The sequence below is a fragment of the Arthrobacter sp. G119Y2 genome, from assembly GCF_038069765.1.
Classification (GTDB): domain Bacteria; phylum Actinomycetota; class Actinomycetes; order Actinomycetales; family Micrococcaceae; genus Arthrobacter_B.
In genome coordinates, this window is the sequence record NZ_JBBPFS010000007.1 from 121,100 (window position 1) to 138,259 (window position 17,160).

The 17,160-nt window shown below is 66.1% G+C and carries 14 protein-coding genes and 1 tRNA gene; 4 read left to right on the forward strand and 11 right to left on the reverse strand.

Annotation, left to right across the window (positions count from 1 at the left end):
• Window positions 1-70: 70 nt before the first annotated feature.
• A complete protein-coding gene (locus WKB88_RS15375) occupies window positions 71-895 on the reverse strand; it encodes a crotonase/enoyl-CoA hydratase family protein (RefSeq protein WP_341395423.1) in 825 nt (274 codons plus the stop codon).
• Window positions 896-982: 87 nt separating this feature from the next.
• Here WKB88_RS15375 and WKB88_RS15380 point away from each other — a divergent pair, with 87 nt between their 5' ends.
• The gene (locus tag WKB88_RS15380) at window positions 983-1,768 is read left to right on the forward strand and encodes a hypothetical protein (RefSeq protein WP_341395424.1); all 786 of its coding nucleotides are present in this window, start codon (window positions 983-985) and stop codon (window positions 1,766-1,768) included.
• Here WKB88_RS15380 and WKB88_RS15385 read toward each other — a convergent pair.
• From WKB88_RS15385 to WKB88_RS15410, 6 genes are all read right to left on the reverse strand, one after another.
• Window positions 1,765-2,784: an aldo/keto reductase gene (locus tag WKB88_RS15385; RefSeq protein ID WP_341395425.1), complete on the reverse strand. Its 1,020-nt coding sequence runs from the start codon at window positions 2,782-2,784 to the stop codon at window positions 1,765-1,767. The two genes, WKB88_RS15380 and WKB88_RS15385, sit on opposite strands and share 4 nt — an antisense overlap.
• A 174-nt stretch (window positions 2,785-2,958) precedes the next feature.
• Window positions 2,959-3,046, reverse strand: a tRNA-Ser gene (locus WKB88_RS15390).
• A gap of 99 nt (window positions 3,047-3,145) precedes the next feature.
• Window positions 3,146-3,754, reverse strand: a complete 609-nt coding sequence (locus tag WKB88_RS15395) for a class I SAM-dependent methyltransferase (RefSeq protein ID WP_341395426.1) — start codon at window positions 3,752-3,754, stop codon at window positions 3,146-3,148.
• Entirely contained in the window at window positions 3,744-4,352 is a 609-nt protein-coding gene (locus WKB88_RS15400) for an ArsR/SmtB family transcription factor (RefSeq protein WP_341395427.1), read from the reverse strand. The genes WKB88_RS15395 and WKB88_RS15400 overlap by 11 nt, the downstream gene beginning before the upstream one ends.
• A gap of 24 nt (window positions 4,353-4,376) precedes the next feature.
• Window positions 4,377-6,497: a prolyl oligopeptidase family serine peptidase gene (locus tag WKB88_RS15405; protein ID WP_341395428.1), complete on the reverse strand. Its 2,121-nt coding sequence runs from the start codon at window positions 6,495-6,497 to the stop codon at window positions 4,377-4,379.
• A 65-nt stretch (window positions 6,498-6,562) separates the two neighbouring features.
• Window positions 6,563-6,913 carry a hypothetical protein gene (locus WKB88_RS15410; RefSeq protein WP_341395429.1) on the reverse strand — a complete coding sequence of 117 codons (351 nt, stop codon included), beginning with the start codon at window positions 6,911-6,913 and terminating at the stop codon, window positions 6,563-6,565.
• A 139-nt stretch (window positions 6,914-7,052) separates the two neighbouring features.
• Between WKB88_RS15410 and WKB88_RS15415 the strand changes: the two genes are divergently transcribed.
• Window positions 7,053-9,089 carry an FAD/NAD(P)-binding protein gene (locus WKB88_RS15415; RefSeq protein WP_341395430.1) on the forward strand — a complete coding sequence of 679 codons (2,037 nt, stop codon included), beginning with the start codon at window positions 7,053-7,055 and terminating at the stop codon, window positions 9,087-9,089.
• 53 nt (window positions 9,090-9,142) lie between these two features.
• Window positions 9,143-10,363 (forward strand): MFS transporter, encoded by a 1,221-nt coding sequence (locus WKB88_RS15420; protein WP_341395431.1) that lies wholly within the window; start codon window positions 9,143-9,145, stop codon window positions 10,361-10,363.
• A gap of 10 nt (window positions 10,364-10,373) precedes the next feature.
• Here WKB88_RS15420 and WKB88_RS15425 read toward each other — a convergent pair whose 3' ends face one another.
• The 3 genes from WKB88_RS15425 to WKB88_RS15435 form a co-directional block, all read right to left on the reverse strand.
• Window positions 10,374-10,880: a VOC family protein gene (locus tag WKB88_RS15425; RefSeq protein ID WP_341395432.1), complete on the reverse strand. Its 507-nt coding sequence runs from the start codon at window positions 10,878-10,880 to the stop codon at window positions 10,374-10,376.
• Window positions 10,881-10,921: 41 nt separating this feature from the next.
• Window positions 10,922-11,833: an alpha/beta fold hydrolase gene (locus tag WKB88_RS15430; protein WP_341395433.1), complete on the reverse strand. Its 912-nt coding sequence runs from the start codon at window positions 11,831-11,833 to the stop codon at window positions 10,922-10,924.
• A 213-nt stretch (window positions 11,834-12,046) separates the two neighbouring features.
• Window positions 12,047-13,540: an aldehyde dehydrogenase family protein gene (locus WKB88_RS15435; protein WP_341395434.1), complete on the reverse strand. Its 1,494-nt coding sequence runs from the start codon at window positions 13,538-13,540 to the stop codon at window positions 12,047-12,049.
• Window positions 13,541-13,767: 227 nt separating this feature from the next.
• On the opposite strand from WKB88_RS15435, the gene ctaD reads away from it, so the two are divergent.
• Complete coding sequence (ctaD, locus tag WKB88_RS15440) at window positions 13,768-15,522, forward strand: aa3-type cytochrome oxidase subunit I (protein ID WP_341395435.1); 1,755 nt, start codon at window positions 13,768-13,770, stop codon at window positions 15,520-15,522.
• 37 nt (window positions 15,523-15,559) lie between these two features.
• Here ctaD and fmdA read toward each other — a convergent pair whose 3' ends face one another.
• On the reverse strand, window positions 15,560-16,975 hold the full coding sequence (gene fmdA / locus WKB88_RS15445) for a formamidase (protein WP_341395472.1): 1,416 nt from the start codon (window positions 16,973-16,975) through the stop codon (window positions 15,560-15,562).
• Window positions 16,976-17,160: the final 185 nt, after the last annotated feature.

Sequence of the window (17,160 nt, forward strand, 5' to 3'; positions counted from 1 at the left end):
GCCCGGGGCGGCAGCCCCGGACACGTGCGCGGACACCGGAATCGGGCCGGAGCAGGCCCCTCTGCCGGAGTCAGTTTCCGGTGAAGGCCGCGGGCCGGCGTTCGGCGAAGGCCGTGGCTGCTTCCCTAAAGTCGCGGCTGGCCAGGAACGCAGTGTTCCACAGCTGGACATAGTCCAGGCCGGACTGCACTGAGGCTTCCTGCCCGTGGTTCATCACGTGCTTTACGCCCTGGACAACGAGCGGAGGGTTCGCGGCAACGGCGGCGGCCAGCTCGCGGCCCCGGCCGACGACGTCGTCGGCCACTTCGGTGACGAGGCCCAAGCTGTAGGCGCGGTCGGCGTCGAAGTCTTCCCCGGTCAGCGCGAGGTGCCGGGCTGCGCCTTCCCCAATGATGCCGGGAAGCCGCTGGAGGGACCCCAGGTCCGCGACGATGGCGACCTTGACTTCGCGCACGCTGAAGGTGGCGGCGGGGGAAGCAATGCGGATGTCAGCGGCAGTGATCACGTCCACTGCGCCGCCAATGCACCAGCCGTCCACTGCGGCGATCACCGGCTTGGAACATTTCGACAGGGAGCTGACCGCTTCCTGCAGATCCCTGATCCGGCGTCGGAAATCTTCCCGGAGCCGTGCATCCATCCCGCCGGCGGCAAGCATCGGAGCGAAAACAGGCGCCATGGCCGGCAGATCAAGTCCGTAGCTGAAGTTTCCGCCGGAGCCGAAGAGCAGGACGGCGCGCACGCTGTCATCATCACTGAGGGCAGCAAAAACCTCGGGCAGTTCCTTCCAAAAATCAGGCCCCATGGCGTTGCCCTTGGAGGGGCCGGTGAGCTCGACTTCAGCGATGCCGCCGGATATGTGCACCCGCAGTGAACGCAGGGAAGTGTTCGGGCTCATGTCGTCTCCGTTGTTCGGCGGCCGGGGCTGCACGTCAATATACCGGGCGGAAGGCGCGGGCACCGTGAGCGAAGCTAGGATCAAGGTATGGAGTTTCTGGTGATTGTTCTGTTTGTCGTGGCCATTGTCGTGGTGAATTTCGTGGTGGTTCGGGCTCAGCGCCGGAAAAGCTCCGCTTCCGGAGAGGCAGCCGTAACAGACGGCGGCCAGGAAGACCGGCAGCGCACAGTGAAGCCGCAAAAGACACCCCGAAAGCCGGCAGGAGCCAAGGCGGCACCGGCCGGAACGCGGACGTCGGCTGAAGCGGCCCGCGAGGCCAACGCCAGGCTCAACGCCGTCCAGCACCAGCAGGTGTATGCCGCGATTGCCCAGGGGCACCCCATCGCCGCCGTCAAACTTTATGCACAGTTCACCGGTCTGGGGGTCCGTGCCTCCGCTGCAGCGGTGGAGAACCTGGCCATGCATCCTCAGCCGTTCCAGCCGCCGCGTCCGGCCGGAACCGCGGCTGATGCGCCCGCTCCCGCCGGGGCGGGCCCGGAGGGGCCGGAACAGGGAACTCCCGCAGCCCGGAGCGACAGCACGGATGCGCCCGGCGCCAACGACGGCGACAAAGCGTTCGGAGCATCCGAAGCGTCCGGCCCGTCCGGGACAGCGGCTGCGGGTCCTGCCGGCTCCGCAGGGGCGGGAACGGCAGGGGGCAGCGCCTCCGGCTCAGCCAAAGCCTCCGATGCCGGACCGGGCGGTGCCTCCGGTTCCGAAAGCGCCGCTGCACCTGCAGGTCAGCAGGGCGGGGCTGCAGGCAAGAAGCCGGCCACCCCGGAAGAGGATGAAATCAGCAAGTGGGTTAAGAACCTGAGGCCGGAAGACTTCTAGTACTGCCGTGAGCGTTGGTTGAGCCCATCGGCCCCGTAGGGGTAGTTGCCCACCGCCGGACGGCTGAGGTCGGTAAGCCGCTGCAGCTCCGCGTCGGAGAGCCGGAGTGAGGCCGCGCCAAGGTTGTCGGCGAGCTGTTCGACGGTGCGGGCGCCGAGGATCACCGAGGTCACACCCGGCTGTGCCGCGAGCCAGGCGAGGGCAACCTGGGCGGGAGTGGCTTGGTGGGCTGCGGCAACGGCCTTGAGCGCATCAAGGATCTGCCATGTACGGTCGTTGTTGCTGCGCAGGTCCCATCCCTGGAACTGGCGGGTGGGATTGTCTCCCACCCGGGTTTTGCCCGCCGGAACCGATTCCCTGCGGTACTTTCCGGTGAGCCAGCCGCCGGCAAGCGGTGACCAGGGCAAGAGGCCCAGTCCGGCGTCGAGCGCTGCAGGAACTACTTCGGCCTCGATTTCGCGTTCCAGCAGGTTGTACTGCGGCTGCAGGGTCACCGGTTCATTCCAGCCGTGTGCCCGCGCGGTGAACACTGCCTTGGTGAGCTGCCAGCCGGTGAAGTTGGAGAGCCCGTAGTAGCTGATCTTGCCGGCGGTCACTGCGTCCTGCAGGAAGCCGAGGCTTTCCTCCAGCGGGGTCAGCGGATCCCAGGCATGCAGCTGGTACAGGTCAATGTGCTCCACTCCCAAGCGTTTGAGCGATGCGTCGAGTGCCTGGCGCAGGTGCCGGCGGGAATTCCCGAGGTCGTTGGGGCCTGCGCCCATGGGAAACCTGCCCTTGGTGGCAAGAACTACATTCCGGGCGGCCTCGGGCCGGGCCTGCAGCCAGTGGCCAATGATTTCCTCGGAGGTGCCGGCGGTGTAGACATCTGCCGTGTCAATGAAGTTGCCGCCGGCTTCCACGTAGGAGTTCAGCAGGTCATGCGAGACCCGCTGGTCGGATTCATTGCCGAACGTCATGGTTCCGAGGGCGTAGGTACTGACGACGGTGCCGCTGCGGCCCAGTAAGCGCATTTCCATGGAACATCCTTCAGGTTGGCGGAGCAGCAGCGAAGGAGCTGTCTGCTGACTGGCCTAAACATAGTTCGGGAAACAACATAGTCCGGAAAGCAGTCCGGGGGACAGGAGCACGGCCGCCTCAGGGCATAAAAATCCGGGCACAAAAAAACCCCCGGTTGCCCGGGGGTCTTAGCGCGGAGACGGGGAGATTTGAACTCCCGGTGGGCTTTAGGCCCACACTTCATTAGCAGTGAAGCCCATTCGGCCGCTCTGGCACGTCTCCAAATGCTCTCTGGTAGCTTCCGCTGCCAGCCTGACAAGACTACCCATAAGGGACGGGTAAGAGCAAAACGTCAGGGAACGGCCGGATGGGCCCTCCGCCTTACGTCCGTCCGAGGCGGCGTGCAGCCACCGCGGCATGGGGGCGCCGGCCGGTGTCGGCCCGTCGATGGGTTTCGAGCACTTCAAACCCTGCTGCCGTCACTTTTGAGACCAGCTCGTCCACCGGCCAGTAGTACGCCGGCATCATTGCATGAGGGAAACGTTCAACCTCAGGACCTTCAAAGAATCCGGTCAGCAGGGCCCCGCCCGGACGCAGGCAACGGGCGAATTCCGCCAGGACAGCCGGGAGCTCGGCGGGCTCCAGATGAATCATTGAATACCAGGCGAAGATCCCGCCGAGCGAGCTGTCCTCCACCCCCAGATCCTCCAGCGAGCCGACACGAAACGGAAACCCCGGAGACAGTTCCGCGGCCAGCGCCACAAACTCGGAAACCACGTCCAGGCCCTCAACCCGGGCGCCGTGTTCGGCCAGGAACCGAGTCCAGTGACCGGGGCCGCACCCGGCGTCGACAACCGGCCCCTTCAGCCCGGCTGCCCAGGCCGCAACCAGCTCGCGGTCCGCGGGATGGGTGTGTTCGATGCTGCCGACTGCCGTCCGGTACTCCAGCGCCCTCGGGCCGTACGCGGAGCGCACGGCGTCATGGTTCACGCAGATCTCCGTCGGCGGGCATCCCGGAAGCAGCCGGAGTTTCGGAAACGGGTGCCGCGTTTCCGGGCTCCGAAACGCCGGCGCGGTACATGGCGGAGAAGAATCCATATTTCTGCACACCTTCGCCGTGCCGGGTGCCGGCATACTCGCTGATCAGGGCAGAGAGCCTGCCCTGGAAGTCGGAGCGCTGGGCGTCGGAGAGGTACAGCGTCACGCTGGTTTCGGAGTGCCGCCCCGACTCCGGTGCCAGCCGGTAGTTCTCCAACGCCGACTCGAGGATCGCCGGACCCACCAGCGCGGATTCGGGCAGCGCAGGATTGAAGGTCAGCCCGAGTGTCTTGCCCGTTGCCCGGTAGGGGATTTCCCTCGCGTTCCGGGCTCCGGCACGCACCGGCTCCGCAGCGGTGAACCCGTGTTCGGTCAGCAGCTGCAGATGATGAAGTGTCGCCCCGGGCGTGGAGCCCAGGCGCTCGGCGATTTCCTTGTTGGTCAGGGTCTCCCCGCGCAGGACCTGGAGGATCCGAATCCGCAGCGGATGGGCCACCGCCTTGGCCTCGTCCGCCGTCGCTTCCCTCCGCTGCACCGGTTCACTGTCCACCGTGCCGAGTATAGGCCGCAGGAGCTAGCCCAACCGGCCGGTCAGGGCCTCCCACAGGAACTCGTAGGACATGGCGTACATGCGGGCCGCCTGGCGGTTGTCCGAGGCTCCGGCGTGGCCGCCCTCAAGGGCCTCATGGAACCAGACGTTCTGCACCCCCATGGCCTTCATGCGCGCGGCCATTTTCCGGGCCTGCACCGGGCCGACGCGGTCGTCGCTGGTGGCCGTCCAAATCAGCGTGGGAGGGTAGTCGGCGTCCTCCTTGAGCAGGTGATAGGGGGAGAAGGTCTTCACGAACTCCCACTGCTTCGGATCATCCGGATCGCCGTATTCGGCAATCCACGAGTATCCGGCGGAGAGCTTGGTATAGCGGCGCATGTCCAGCAGCGGCACGCCGCAGGACACGGCGCCGAACAGGTGCGGATAGGTGGTGAGCATGTTGCCCACCAGCAGTCCGCCGTTGCTGCGGCCCGTGCAGCCCAAGTGCTTCCGCGAGGTGACGCCGCGGTCCGTCAGATCCCGGGCAACGGCGGCAAAATCCTCATAGGCGCGGTGCCTGTTTTCCTGCAGTGCTGCGCGGTGCCAGTCGGGTCCGTATTCACCGCCCCCGCGGATATTCGCCAGCACGTACACGCCCGAACGCTTCACCCCGCCGTCATCGGTGAAGCTGCGCTCCAGCCAGCCGCGACCCACCACGCCGCTGTAGGTAGGCGTCAGCGCCTGTTCAAAACCGCCGTAGCCGTTCAGCAGCGTGGGGTTGCCGCCGTCGAGCACCAGGTCCTTCGGTCCCACCTGGAAGTACGGCACCCGGGTGCCGTCGGCTGACACGGCAAAGTGCTGTTCCACGGTGCAGGCGGAGGAGTCAAAAAACGACGGCGACTCCTTCACGACTGCAGCGGAACCGCCGGCGCTGCCCAGGGTTCCGCGGGACAGAGTGGACGGCGTCAGGAACCCGGTGCTGACCAGCCAGTAGTCGTTGCCGGCTTCCTCGTCTTCGTCGTCGACGCCGTATGCGTCCACGGTGTGCAGCGGCGGGCAGGCGTCCAGGACCTTCGCCTTCCAGCCGTTGGCCGGGTCCAGCACCGAAATCTCGGAGGACACATCGCGCAGCAGGTTCAGCAGCAGCTGGTCCCGTGTCCAGCTCCATGACTGGAGGGACGTTGCAGGATCAGGCGTAAACAAAGTGGCCAGCTTCCGGTTGCCCGAAAGGAAATCTTCCAAATCCGCGGCCAGCAGTGAACCGGCGGAATGCACGACGCCGTCGAGCTCCCAGTCCTTGCGGGGGCGCAGCACCAGCCACTGCCGGTGCACATCAACATTCACATCCAGGGGAACATCCAGGCGCACCCACTGCCCGTTCCGCCGCAGGAACGTGGAGCTGTTGTAGAAGTCGACGATGTCCACGGCGAGGTCCCGTTCAAAACCGGGCGTTTGGTCGCGGGCCACCACTGCCATCATGTGGTCCTCGGGAACTTCGAAATACGGCTCGGCATCGGCCAGGGCCATGCCGCGGCGCAGGATCCGGCTGGTGCGCGGGTAGGAGGAGGAAGTCATGGAACCGGGACCGAAATCGGTGCCTACGTACAACACGTCCGGCCCGGCCCAGCTGATCCGGTTCTTGGCGGCCGGAATGTCGAATCCGTCCGGCACAAACCCGCGGTCGACGACGTCGAACTCACGGTAGCGGGCGGCGTCGCCGCCGTCGGGGGAGAGGACCACCAGGGCACGCCGGTACGTTGATCCGTCTGACGGGCGCAGGAATGCGGATCCGCCCCAGACCCACTCCGTGCCCTCGGTGCGGCTGAGTTCGTCCACGTCCAGCAGGATTTCCCACTGCGGATCCTCGGAGCAGTAACTTTCCCAGATGGTGCGCCGCCACAGGCCCTTGGGATGCTCGGCATCGCGCCAGAAGTTGTAGTAGTACTCGCCCCGCTTGGCCACCATGGGAATGCGGTCCGTGGAATCGAGGACTTCGAGCAGCCGCTTTTCCGTCTGCTCGAATCCGGTTTCCGCCAACAGATCCTCGGTGACTTTGTTTTCACCGCGAACCCAGTCCAGCTGCCTGTGCCCGTAAATATCCTCAAGCCACAGGAATTCGTCATCAGCGGAGGGGCCTGCGGACAGATCGGAAGTCGAGGAAGTCATGTGCCCATCCTAGGACGCCCGTCACGCCGGCCGCCCGGACTTCGAAAACGGCGTCGGGACGTGTCTCAGGCAGGGATGCTGCGGACGTAGAGAAGTGCTTCCCGGGCAAAAGCCGTCCAGGCCGTGAGCGTCGCATCGGAGTCGGTCCCCGCCGGCACCTCGACCCATTCCCGCATGGTCCGCTTGCCGATCGTCACCGGGCCGGCAATGCCTTCGGCCTGCAGAGCTGCGGCGCGTGCCCGGGGGAGTTTGAGGATCAGGCTGTCCCCGGAACTCGAACCGAGGAACGCGAGAACCTTCTTTCCGGTCCGCAGCGCCGGACTCCGGAACATTGTCCCGACCGCTACCGGCCCGTCGTCCTGCAGGGCGCGCTCAATGTCGTGCAGTAAATCCTGTACATCCCGCGAAACCGGCATGAGGGCGTTTCCTCCAAACGGGAGTCCGGCCAAGGTGATGCGATGGTACGCCAATGCCCGGACGGGCAACAGCGCCGGGCGACGCGGCTGACTGTTCCGGCATGGTGGCCCCGCGGTACGGGCCGGATACTCTTGAGGCATGACGAATACACAGAGCTTTCAGGTGGCCGTGATAGGAGCGGGTCCGCGTGGAATCTCTGTAGTGGAGCGGACACTGGCGGGATATCTTGCGCTGGCGCCGCAGGACAGGCCAGAGCTGGGCATCACCGTCATCGATCCGTTCAACCCGGGCCCGGGCCACGTGTGGCGCACCGGGCAGTCACGCCTGTTCCTGATGAACACCCCCTCTCTTTTTCCCACGGTCGTTCCGGCCGGAGCTACGGCCGCGGAGCTGGCAGCCTCTCCCACCGGGCTCTCCTTTGACCAGTGGCGAATCCTGATGGCCGATCCGGACACCGGCGTCCACTCCGGTCTGTCTGCCGGGGACCGGGAAGAACTGGCCGCACTCACTGCCGGCGCGTTTCCCAGCCGGGCGCTTTACGGGCGGTACCTGGAGTGGACCTACGCCCGCCTCGAGGAGGCGGCTGCTGCTGCGGGAGTACAGCTGCAGCACGTACGGGCCGAAGTCCTCAGCCTGGCCAGGCGTGGGTCCGGCCCGGGCTGGACGCTGGAGGCGGCAGGGGAAGGCACCCTGGCCGCAGACGCCGTCGTCCTCGCCCTGGGCCACCTGCCCGCCGCCCTCAGTGCCGAACAGGACCGGCTGCGCGACGCCGCCGACCGGCACAACCTGCGCTACCTTCCCCCTGCTGTGCCCTCGGATGTGGATTTCTCCGTGCTTCCGGCCGGCGAACCGGTGCTGGTGCGCGGTCTGGGCCTCAACTTTTTCGACATCATGATCCAGGTAACCGTGGGCCGCGGAGGACGTTTTGTGCCCAGCGGACAGCCGGCCGGCCGTGCGCTGCGGTACGAAGCCGGCGGGCGCGAGCCCATTCTGGTGGCAGCCTCGCGCCGCGGGACGCCGTACCGGGCGAAAGCCCGCCTGGACACGTATGTGCCGCGCAGTGTGAAGCTGCGCTATTTCACCGAAGAGGCCGCGGCCGTGTTTCGGAACGAGGGCATCCTGCCCGGCTTCGACCATGACCTGTGGCCCCTGCTGCACCGGGATGCCGTCTGGGCGTATTACTCCACCCTGGCACGGGTGGCTCCGGATGAGCTGTCGGCTCCGGCCGCCGTATTCCTGGACGAGCTGCGTGCCGCCCTGGACCTGCCCGGTCCGGAGTGGGATGCGGCGAAGGAAAAAGTCCTGGACCGGTTTGTCCCCGCCCACCGGCGCACCAATCTGGAAGCGCTGGCCCAGCCGCTCGGCCGGCGCCCCTATGCCGGGGCAAAGGACCTCGACGACGCCGTCCTCGCCTATCTGGAGGCTGACGCCGCCGGTTCCGCCGCGGGCGAGGACGACCCGCTGAAGATGGCTATCGGTGCGCTCAACGCCGGACGCACCGTGCTGAAAACCATTGTGGCCGACGGCGGACTCGCCGAAGCGTCCTGGCTTACCGAACTGCGCGGCTGGTTTGAGCCGCTCGTGGAAGGCCTGGCGAGCGGACCGCCGCCGGAGCGGATCGAACAGCTGGCAGCCCTGGTGCGTGCCGGCCTCGTGCACTTTGTCGGTCCCGATCCGCGCTTTGACGTGGATGAAGCCCGCGGAGTGTTCACCGGAGCTTCACCGTGGACGGGCACTGAATATGCGGCAAAAACCCTGGTGGAAGCAATGATGCCCGCCAACCGGGTGGACCGGAACATTTCGCCGCTGCTCGGGGGCATGCTCCGGGACGGACTTGCCCGCCCCAAGGTGATGATGGCCGCCGACGGCACGGCAGTGGTGACGCCCGGACTCGATGTGACGCTGCCGCCGTACCGGCCGGTGGGCATCAGCGGCGATCCGCAGGAAGACCTCTACGTGCTGGGGCTGCAGCTGTCATCGGTCCAGTGGGGGACAGCCATTGCCGCAGAGGCAGGATCTCCTGCCCGGGCCGGGGCGCGTACGGTCCGCGATGCGGATGACATCGCCGCCGCACTGCTGGCTTCGGCGGCCCGCGGAGGCGGCAGCAGCGGTGCCGGCACGGCGGACGGCCGGCAGCTGGCGGCCACCCTTCCCGGCGGAACACCCCGGGGCTAAGTTCGCCCAGCGCGGCTCGCACATTTTCCGGCCGGCAGCGTCATACTGGGGCGATGTCTACTGGTGCGGTGTCCCGGGGAACTGAAAAGGCGAAACGCCGTCATGGGGCAGCGCTGCTTGCCGCCGGTTTCACCAACGGCCCGGCTGCCCTGATCGATTTCCTGATCCCGCTCTGGGCAGGCCTGGCCCTCGGAGCGGAAGCGGCGCAGATTGGGCTGCTGGTCGCCGCGGAACTGCTGGTCTCCGTGGTTGTGCGTCCGGTTGCGGGCCGGCTGGCCGACACCCGGGAGCGGCGGACGCTCGCCGGCGTTGGCGCCCTCATCTACGGCTTGTCCTGCTGCGGATACGCGGTTGCCGACAGCCTTGCCGCAGCTTACGCCGCGGCGGGGCTCGGCGGTGTCGGCGGAGCCCTGCTGTGGGTCTCGCTGCGCGCGATCGTGAGTGAACGCCTGGCAGTGGACTCCGGAGCGTTCGCCCGCCTGATGTCGGTGCAGGAAACGGGAACGTGGGTGGCGTTCGTCGCCGGGTTGACGCTGCTGGGACGAACCGACCTTTTTGAGCCGGTCCTCCTGGCCTGCGCCGGTGCGTGCCTGATCGGCGCCGTGATGCTCTTCGCCAGTCCGTCCCGCACCGCTCCCAAAGACGCCGGCCGCAGTGGCCGCGAGATGACTACCCGTGCAGTAACCCGGCGGGTGCGGCCGATGCTGATCGCGTCCGGGGCTACTGCGGCGGCTGAAGCGGCCGTGTCCATCCTGTTGCTGCTCCACCTGCAGCGCGGATTCGGGCTCGGGGTCATTGAGACGGCCTATGTGTTCCTGCCCGGCGCCGTCGCCCTGGCCGTGCTGCCTCCGCTGCTGCACAAAGTCGTTGTACGGACCGGACGCCGGCGCGCCGTCATAGCTGCTTCCGTAGCCAGCGCGGCCTTTGCCGCTTCCCTGGCCTGGGCGTCCAGTCCGGTGATGATCGCGGCCCTGTGGATCCTGAGCGGGCTGGCCTGGGCCGTGCTGATGCCCATCGAACAGGCGGTTGTGGCCGAAGCGGTGCCGGACAGTGTGGGCAGCGCGATGGGCGTCTACACGGCGGTGGGGCTGCTGAGCGCCGCGGCGGGCGCACTGGCGGCGGGTTTCGTCTATGACTACGTGTCCTGGCAGGCAGCCTGCCTGGTTTCGGCGGCCATGATCCTGTCCGGTGCAGTACTGGGCCCGTGGGCACTCCGCCGCCTGGGCGTTGACGATATTCCCATGGAAGACACGGTCCCGGCCCCGCCCGGGTAGGAAAAACTCCTCAGGGGTTGGGGACGTTTATGCCCATTGAGCGCAGCGAATCGGCCTGCCCGCCCGACGGATCCAGTGCCCGGCCGGCAGTGAAGATGACCCGCGTGTTCTCCGGCGTGGTGATCTCCAGGTCCGCGGTGTTCCACGGGGTGAAACGCGGACCGTCAACGCATCCGGGCACGAGTTCGGTGCACGCCGCGGCAATGCCCTCGATCTCGCTTTCCACGCAGGCGAAACTCACCGTCAGCGAGGGGCGGCCGGCTACGCCGTCGGCCGGGACAAGCAGCGCGTCCTGAAACGCCCACCGGCGCAGGTGGGTCAGCTGGCCGGGAATGGTAAACAGGTCGATAAAACCCAGACCGTGAATCCAAAAGTCCACCGATGCCGCCAGGTCCTCGGTGGGCACGGTGACGAACATGGGCATGCCGTAAATGCCGCGGTATACCGGCGGCGGAACCGCGTCGGGTCCCGGTGCGGGGACGGGGCTGATGTCAAAGGAGTTGAAGTTTTTGCTCATGCCCCACAGTCTGCAGGTTGACGCAGCGTCAGGGTCAAGCGCTACTGGGCCGGACCGCCGCCGGTGAACCGCCGGAGCATCCGGCAGAACGCCACGCTGTTTTCGGTGGGCCACCAGTGTCCGCCGTCGACCGGGCTGATCCGCAGGTCCCGGACTTCCGTGCCGAGTCCGTCCGTCAGCCGCGGCGAGAGGAACGGATCATGCAGCGGCACCAGCACATGCACGGGAACCTCGACGCGCGGCAGCGGTGACCGGCCCGAGACGCCCGATCCCAGCAGGTTGGCGCGGTAGAGCTGCAGGCCGCGGACCGCATTGTCCGTGGCGGTTTCCGCGGTGGTGCCGGCCCGCCGGGCATAGCGCGGTCCCAGCACGCGCCACAGGGCTTCCGGCAGGACCGGAAGCTGGAAGAAAGCGACATAAGTGCTCCGCAGCGCCTGCCCTGCGGCAAGAAGCCACCGGCGCGGATCGCGGACGCACTGCGAAAACCAGCGGTGCAGGTGCCCGATGTCCGGCCCGGAAATGCTGGTGAAGCTGAGGATCCTGCCGGCGGCGCGGGCATCCCGAACGGCGGCCCAGCACTGGATCGAACCCCAGTCGTGGCCGACCACGTGAACCGGTCCGCCGGCCTGCTCCAGTACGGCGTAGAAGTCCTCAACCAGCACCGGCAGCCGGTACGGCGCCAGCGGGCTGCCACCGTTCCCCGGCGGAACCTCGGCTGTTGGTGCGTCAGCGTCCGCGGCAAGCCGGGAAGCCCCTGCATTGCGGGTGTCGTAGGCGATCACATGATGATCGGCGGCCAGATCGTCGATGACGCTGCGGAAGATGGTGTGATCATCGGGATAGCCGTGGACCAGCAGGACCGTGGGTGTCCCCGGTTCCGCAGGCAGTCCGTACTCGAAGACGGCCAGCCGGGCGCCGTCGTTCTCCACCGTGTGTTGCCTGCTTGCCGGCATGTGGCTCTCCTCTTCCCGCTGGTGCTGGTGCAGCATCCTCTCAGATGTGAAGGCAGATGAGAACGGGTGCCCCCGGGTCCGCCGGCAGGGACGGCAACACGGTACGGCAACTCGGTACGGGCAACACGGTAACGACGACGGCGGCCCACACCTCAGAGGTGCGGGCCGCCGTCGTGCAAATCAGCTCGTTGCCGAGGCCGATACGCTACCGGATTAGAACGGGTACTGCCGGGGTTCGCGCTGCAGCGTGACGGTGTGGTCGGTGGTGAATTCCTCGATCGCCCATTCACCGTTGAAACGGCCCAGGCCGGAGTTCTTCTCGCCGCCGAAAGCCACGTGGGCCTCGTCCTGGACGGGAATGTCATTGACGTGGGTCATGCCTGCCTTGATACGGCGGGCAAACAGGACCCCGGCGTCCAGATTTGAGGTGAAGACCGAGCTGGCGAGCCCCAGGTCAGTGGCGTTGGCCAGCGAGAGGGCGTCTTCGGCATCGGCGGCGCGGATGATCCCGGCAATCGGACCGAAGATCTCTTCCTGGAAGAGTTCCATGTCCTTGGTGACGTCGGCGAAAACGTAGGGGGAGAGAACCTGTCCGTTGGTTTCACCCTCGACGACCAGGCGTGCGCCCTGCTCCTTGGCGAGCTCGATCTTCTTCTGCAGCCCTTCGAGCTGCTTCGCGTTGATGATCGGGCCCACGGTGTTCTGCGGGTCCCGGGGATCTCCGGATTTCAGCGTCTTGGCGTGTGCGGCGAACTTTTCCACAAATTCGTCGTACACGGCGTCTTCGACGATGATCCGGTTCACGGCCATGCAGATCTGGCCCTGGTGCAGGAACTTGCCCATGATGGCCGCCTTGACGGCCTGGTCCACGTCCGCATCCGCCAGGACCACGAACGGGCTGTTGCCGCCGAGCTCCAGTGCCACGTGCTTCAGGGTGGGGCCGCTGGCAGCCAGCGCGCCGAGGTTCTTGCCCACCGGAGTGGATCCGGTGAAGGAGATGAAGCCCGGAACCGGGTGCTCAACAAAAGCGTCGCCGATTTCGGAACCGGCGCCCACCACCACGCTGAGGACACCCGCAGGCAGGCCTGCCTCTTCGAAGATCTTGGCGAGCATGAGTCCGCCGGTCACCGGGGTATCGGATGCGGGCTTGAGCACGACGGCGTTGCCCAGTGCCAGCGCCGGGGCCACCGAGCGCTGGGAGAGGTGCAGGGGGAAGTTCCAGGGACTGATGACGCCAACAACGCCCAGCGGTCCGCGGTACACCCGGGATTCCTTGCCCGGCGTGTCCGACTCCAGGATTTTTCCGGAGACCCGGTGCGGGAAGGTGGCCGATTCCTTGGTGATGGCGCGTGCGGACTCCACCTCAATGGTGGCCTTGATGACGGTGCTGCCGGACTCGGCGGCGAGCCAGGCGATGATCTGCTCACGGCGCTCGTCGAAAATCTCAGCCGCACGTTCCATAACCGCACGGCGGGCAGAAGGCGTTTGTGCTGCCCACTCCTGCTGGGCCTTGGCCGCAGCGGTGTAGGCCTCGTCCAGGTCCTCGCGGGAAGCCTGGCGGATGCTCATCAGTTCCGTGCCGTCAAAGGGACTGGTGTCGGTGAGAACCCGTTCGGAGCTTCCGTCCCGCCACTGTCCGGCAATGTACTGCTGCGAGGGAATCCAGTCGGTGAGGGCGGGGGTGGTCGACTCAACCTGTGTTGTCATGAGCTCTCTCCTTGATGAAATCTCGACGTCTGTCCCGGGTGCAACCGGGTTCTGCGCCGTTTCATTCCCGCAGAGCCGGGTTGTGATGGCAGGCGGGCGGGGAGCCATCGCCTGTTGTCTCTGGACGGCAGGGAAAGAGGAGACCTACGATACAAGCCACGGCGGATTCCGGGGGGACGGCCGTGGGCACGATGATCTGGCCGGTGTACCCAAGGGGATGGCATCCAATGTCGACGCTCAAATACTCCACAGATGAATCCGGAACCTTTGTACCTCCGAGGGTGGTTCCCCTGTCCAAGGGGCGGGTCGTCGTCAACTGGATCACCTCCACCGACCACAAGACGATCGGTTACATGTACCTGATCGCGTCGTTCATGTTCTTCTGCGTGGGCGGTGTCATGGCGCTGATCATCCGCGCCGAACTCTTTGAACCGGGCATGCAGATTCTGCAGACGAAGGAGCAGTACAACCAGCTCTTCACCATGCACGGCACGATCATGCTCCTGATGTTCGCTACGCCGCTGTTCGCCGGATTCGCGAACGTCATCATGCCGCTGCAGATTGGTGCTCCCGACGTCGCATTTGCGCGCCTGAACGCCCTGGCCTTCTGGTTTTTCCTCTTCGGCAGCACCATCGCCGTTGCCGGCTTCATCACCCCGCAGGGGGCGGCGTCGTTCGGCTGGACGGCCTATGCGCCGTTGTCCAACACCACGTTTTCTCCCGGCATCGGCGGCGACCTCTGGGTCTTCGGGCTGGCCCTGTCCGGCTTCGGAACGATTCTTGGCGCGGTCAACTTTGTCACCACGATCATTTGCCTGCGCGCCCCGGGAATGACGATGTGGCGGATGCCCATTTTTACGTGGAACACCCTCGTCACCGCCATTCTGATCCTGATGGCTTTCCCGCCCCTGGCCGCGGCGCTGTTCGCCCTCGGAGCGGACCGCCGGTTCGGAGCGCAGATCTTTGACCCGGAGCGCGGAGGATCCATCCTGTGGCAGCACCTGTTCTGGTTCTTCGGCCACCCCGAGGTCTACATCATCGCGCTGCCGTTCTTCGGAATTGTCTCGGAGATTCTGCCGGTCTTCAGCCGTAAACCAATCTTCGGCTACAAGGGGCTGGTGTTTGCCACCCTGGCCATTGCAGCCCTCTCCGTGACCGTCTGGGCACACCACATGTACGTCACCGGCGCCGTCATGCAGTCCTTCTTCGCGCTCATGACCATGCTGATTGCAGTTCCAACCGGGGTGAAGTTCTTCAATTGGATCGGCACCATGTGGCGGGGTTCCATCACCTTTGAAACCCCGATGCTCTGGAGCATCGGGTTCCTCATCACGTTCCTTTTCGGCGGACTCACCGGCATCATCCTGGCCTCGCCGCCGCTGGACTACCAGGTTTCCGACACGTACTTTGTGGTTGCCCACTTCCACTACGTGGTCTTCGGCACCGTGGTGTTCGCCATGTTTGCCGGCTTCTACTTCTGGTGGCCGAAGTTCACCGGCAAGATGCTCAACGAGCGCCTGGGCAAGATCCACTTCTGGATGCTGTTCCTCGGTTTCCACGGGACCTTCATGATCCAGCACTGGCTGGGAGTGTCCGGCATGCCCCGGCGGTATGCGGACTATCTGGTGGAGGACCGGTTCACCGGCATGAACCAGCTGTCCACTATCGCGTCCATGCTCCTGGGTGCTTCACTGATTCCCTTCTTCTGGAACGTGTTCATCACCTGGCGGCGGGGGCGCAAGGTGGAAGTTGACGACCCGTGGGGCTTTGGCTGCTCGCTGGAATGGGCAACCTCCTGCCCGCCGCCGCGCCACAACTTCACGTCCCTGCCGAGGATCCGTTCGGAGCGCCCGGCGCTGGACCTGCACCACCCGGAGCTTCAGCCGCGGCCGAATGAAGAGACGGACAATCCGGCGGTGAAGCTGTTCGGTGCCGCTGACATGGGCAGCGAGTCGCCCAGGGATCCGGACCCCCGGCAGTAACGGTGCAGGTGCGTCCCCGCCCCTCGTCCTCCGCCAGTCAGCGCTGCCCGCGGCTCTTTCCGCCGAGCCGCCGGCTGAGGGTCTCGGGGAGCAGATGCCGTGCAGTGCCGGCCAGATAGGTGCCAATGGAGGATGCCTCAGGGAGCAGGGCGCGCTTGGCCACCGGCACGGCACGGAGGGTCTTTTCCCGCGGAACGTCCGACGCCGGTGCATGCGGCAGCGGGGTTGCCTGGCTGACCTGATGCGGGGTCCCGGCGGAAGGCCTGACATCGAAGTCAAAGATGGCCGTGGGGATGTAGACCGTGGCGCAGGCATTGGGGAAATCAACTACTCCCGAAAGCCTGCCTTCCACCGGGGCGGCGCCCAGCAACAGATAGGCCTGCTCGGGGGTGTAGCCGAAACTGGTCAGGTAGTTGATCGCGTGCAGGCAGGCCTGCTGGTAGGCCAGCCGGGCATCCAGGTACTTTTGGCGTCCGCGGCCGGTGACCGAGATGCCGGAGAAGGAGATCCATTCCTCGTAGCGGGGCTCGGGATCGCCGGGCAGAAACGCGGGACTGTCCTCCAAGTGGTAGGTGCGCATGCCGGAGGGGATGAGGTCAACGTGCAGGTCAATCCAGCCGCCCATCTCAATGGCCCCGCAGAGGGTGATCTCGCCGTCGCCCTGGCAGTAGTGCAGGTCACCGACCGAGAGCATGCCGCCGTCAACGTAGACCGGGTAAAAAATCCGGGTGCCGCGGGTGAGGTTCTTGATGTCCTGGTTTCCGCCGTTCTCCCGGGGCGGTGCGGTCTGCGCGGCCGTAACCGCGACTTCGGCGGCCCGGTCCTGCTCGACCCCGCCCAGCAGGGCTCCTTCGGCGAGCGGCGGCAGCGCAAGCGGCGGAACGCGCAGCGGGTTGCGCGCCGTCAGGGCGGCCTCGCGCCGGTTCCAGCGGCTCAGCAGTTTTGCGGAGGGCGCGGTCCCCATGACGCCGGGATGCACCTTGGATTTCAGCCGGACCTCAGGAATGTGCCTGGAGGTCGCGGTGCCCTCGTTGAAGTCCCAGATCGCTTTGTAAGCGTCGGGGAACCGGTGCGTCAGCAGGCCGCCGCCGTTGGTGCGCGGAAAGATTCCGGTGTAACCCCACCCTTCACCGGCCAGCGGTCCGGACGTCCCCTCGCTGATGGGCCCGACGTCGACAATGTCCACCACCAGCAGGTCACCGGGCTTCGCGCCGGCTATTTCAAACGGGCCGCTGAGCTGGTGCCCGGTGTGGAAGGGTGCCGTCAGGACGTCGCCGGCGGAATCGTCGTTGCGGATGTGGCCGTCAAACCATTCCCGGCAGTCCACCCGGAAGGTTTCGCCGGGACGGACGGTGGCGACCGGCGGGATGTCCGGGTGCCACCGGTTGTGGCCGGGTATGGCCTGATCCCGGAACGGCTTGGTGTTGTCGAGGGTAAACAGCGGCTCTGGCAAGGTCACTCCTGACTCACTCGGATTGTGTTCAATTTGAGGTCGGGATCGGTTGTGATCCGGCAGGGACCATTTCTCCGGACCCCGATATCCATAAGTTAGTAAGCATGCTTAGAATATCTGCGGGCGGGGGATTTACCAAGATCAGGGGAGCGTTTCCCGCAGTGCCCAGGCTCTGCCCGCCGACG

What these genes read in the sequence shown, in the direction of transcription:
- WKB88_RS15375 (WP_341395423.1), bottom strand. Translation starts at nt 895, where the DNA reads ATGAGCCCGAACACTTCCCTGCGTTCACTGCGGGTGCACATATCCGGC.
- WKB88_RS15380 (WP_341395424.1), top strand. Translation starts at nt 983, where the DNA reads ATGGAGTTTCTGGTGATTGTTCTGTTTGTCGTGGCCATTGTCGTGGTG.
- WKB88_RS15385 (WP_341395425.1), bottom strand. Translation starts at nt 2,784, where the DNA reads ATGGAAATGCGCTTACTGGGCCGCAGCGGCACCGTCGTCAGTACCTAC.
- WKB88_RS15405 (WP_341395428.1), bottom strand. Translation starts at nt 6,497, where the DNA reads ATGACTTCCTCGACTTCCGATCTGTCCGCAGGCCCCTCCGCTGATGAC.
- WKB88_RS15410 (WP_341395429.1), bottom strand. Translation starts at nt 6,913, where the DNA reads ATGCCGGTTTCGCGGGATGTACAGGATTTACTGCACGACATTGAGCGC.
- WKB88_RS15415 (WP_341395430.1), top strand. Translation starts at nt 7,053, where the DNA reads ATGACGAATACACAGAGCTTTCAGGTGGCCGTGATAGGAGCGGGTCCG.
- WKB88_RS15420 (WP_341395431.1), top strand. Translation starts at nt 9,143, where the DNA reads ATGTCTACTGGTGCGGTGTCCCGGGGAACTGAAAAGGCGAAACGCCGT.
- WKB88_RS15425 (WP_341395432.1), bottom strand. Translation starts at nt 10,880, where the DNA reads ATGAGCAAAAACTTCAACTCCTTTGACATCAGCCCCGTCCCCGCACCG.
- WKB88_RS15430 (WP_341395433.1), bottom strand. Translation starts at nt 11,833, where the DNA reads ATGCCGGCAAGCAGGCAACACACGGTGGAGAACGACGGCGCCCGGCTG.
- WKB88_RS15435 (WP_341395434.1), bottom strand. Translation starts at nt 13,540, where the DNA reads ATGACAACACAGGTTGAGTCGACCACCCCCGCCCTCACCGACTGGATT.
- ctaD (WP_341395435.1), top strand. Translation starts at nt 13,768, where the DNA reads ATGTCGACGCTCAAATACTCCACAGATGAATCCGGAACCTTTGTACCT.